The sequence below is a fragment of the Mesorhizobium zhangyense genome, from assembly GCF_011045115.1.
GTDB lineage: Bacteria > Pseudomonadota > Alphaproteobacteria > Rhizobiales > Rhizobiaceae > Mesorhizobium_M > Mesorhizobium_M zhangyense.
Genome location: NZ_JAAKZG010000047.1, coordinates 1 through 1,981 on the forward strand (window position 1 = coordinate 1; position 1,981 = coordinate 1,981).

The 1,981-nt window shown below is 59.3% G+C and carries 2 protein-coding genes; both read right to left on the reverse strand.

All coding sequences use genetic code 11. The features are described 5' to 3' along the window. Nucleotides 1-165 precede the first annotated feature (165 nt). Complete coding sequence (locus G6N74_RS31125; RefSeq protein ID WP_312857954.1) at nt 166-501, reverse strand: transposase; 336 nt, start codon at nt 499-501, stop codon at nt 166-168. Further along, entirely contained in the window at nt 413-1,573 is a 1,161-nt protein-coding gene (locus G6N74_RS30355) for an IS1182 family transposase (RefSeq protein ID WP_246246083.1), read from the reverse strand. Before G6N74_RS30355 ends, G6N74_RS31125 begins: the two co-directional genes overlap by 89 nt. Between the last annotated feature and the right edge of the window lie 408 nt (nt 1,574-1,981).

Sequence of the window (1,981 nt, forward strand, 5' to 3'; positions counted from 1 at the left end):
GCAGACTGTCCTAAAACCCGGCGAGCGCGGATTCTATAGGCGGGTGCCTTTGATCGATGCGGTTTTTCCTGACATTTCGGCTCATCAGCGTGTTGAGCTGCGTATGGCCTCGACAGGATGCTTTCAGGCGGTTTCAGTGTGCTCAGAAGGCGAGATTTTCACCGGTCATGCCTTTACGGCGGCGATCAGGCCCGGCACGCCGACAAGGGTGATGGCCCTTTTGATGTTGTAGGCGAGCGCCGTCAAACTGAACTCGCCACGGACATTTTCCAATCGCCGCATCAGGAACGCACCCTGGTTCATCCATTGCTTGATGGTACCGAACGGATGCTCGACGCTCTCTCGCCGCAGGTTGAGAATGTCGGGCCGAGCTTCGAGGCGAGTGGCCATGCGATCAAGCACGGCCTCATTCTCAAGGCGGGTGACGCCGCGATAGGATTTGGAAGTACAAGACGGGCGCAGCCCGCAGCCCGCAGCCCTTACAAGCCTTGCGGTTGCAATAGATCACCTTCACGTTCTCGCGCAATTTGCCGTAATAGCGGGGCCTGAGCGTCTGCCCTGCCGGACAGGTGTAGGTATCCGCGTCAGCGTCGTAGTAGAACTCTTCTTTGGGGAAGAAGCCTTGGGCTACGGCGGGACCGCGGAGCGGCTTGGGCACGTAGGCGGTAATGCCGGCTGCCTCGCAGGCTTCGATGTCCTCGATCTTGAAGTAGCCCCGATCGGCGACGGCATCGATCCGGTCGACGCCGAGCGTATCCATCGCCGCTTCGACCGTGGGAGCCAGAAGGCCAAGGTCGATCACTTGGTTGCACACCTCCTGCTCGGCGATCATCTTGTGCTTCGTGTCCACGGCGAGCTGGACGTTGTAGCCGACACCGACCTTCGTCATGCGCGCCATGGCGCGGGCATCCGGGTCCGTCAGCGAGATCTGGTCCTCGCCGCTGCGCTCAAGTTCATCCAGCAGCGCCCTGTGCCGGTCGCGCTTGCCCTTGATCGCCGCGATCTTCTCCGCCAGATCACCACCCGAGCCGTTGCCGCCGCTCACCTTCTCCTCGTCGGCATCGACCGCATCCAGCCGCTTCATATAATCGGCCAGCTTCTCGTCCGCTTCACGGATGAACTTCGCCAGCGAGGCGCGCGTGAAGTTGCGGTCCTTGTTGTTCACAGCCTTGATGCGCGTGCCATCGACCGCCAAAAGCTCGCGTCCGAACAGATCGAGTTGACGGCAAAGGATGACGAACTCGCGGAACACGAGTTTGAATGCCGCACGGTTCACACGTCGGAAATCGGCGATGGTGCGAAAGTCCGGCTTCAGGTGCCGCAGCAGCCAGATCACCTCAATGTTGCGATGCGTCTCGGCCTCCAGGCGGCGGCTCGACCGCACTCGGTTGATGTACCCGTAGATGTAGAGCTTCAGTATGTCGGCAGGGTCGAAACCCGGCCGCCCCGTCTCCTTCGCAGCCACCCGCTCGAAGCCAGCGGCGGCGAGGTCGAGGCCGTCAACGAAAGCCTCGACGAAGCGAACCGGATTGTCCGGACCCACATAGTCGTCAACCGCTTCCGGCAGAAGCAACAGTTGCGAGCGGTCTGTTCCTGAAAGATGTGCCATCACAGGAAGCTATCAGATATGATCAGCTTCAGGAATCGTTGGGGAGTTTTGGGGCGTTTTTTGGGATTTTCGCGATAGATAATTGTAGCATGAGACATGCAGGACCAATGACAAATCATCGAGAGACCAGCTCAGTCCAGCAGACCGTTTACTCTTCTGCCTCTACAGAGGGATGTGACACCGAGGAGCTATTCCGGCGCATGCTGGACGAGCGCAAGGTCGAAGCCGACTCGACCTTGAACTGGCGGCGCCCACCTAGTCCTGTTGATGTTCGCCGCGAGCAAAAGCGTTTGAAACAACCAGTTACCCGTGTGGAAGTAGACAACATTTTTACATGGCATCTGAACCAGCACACGGTGATCGAGCCCGAAA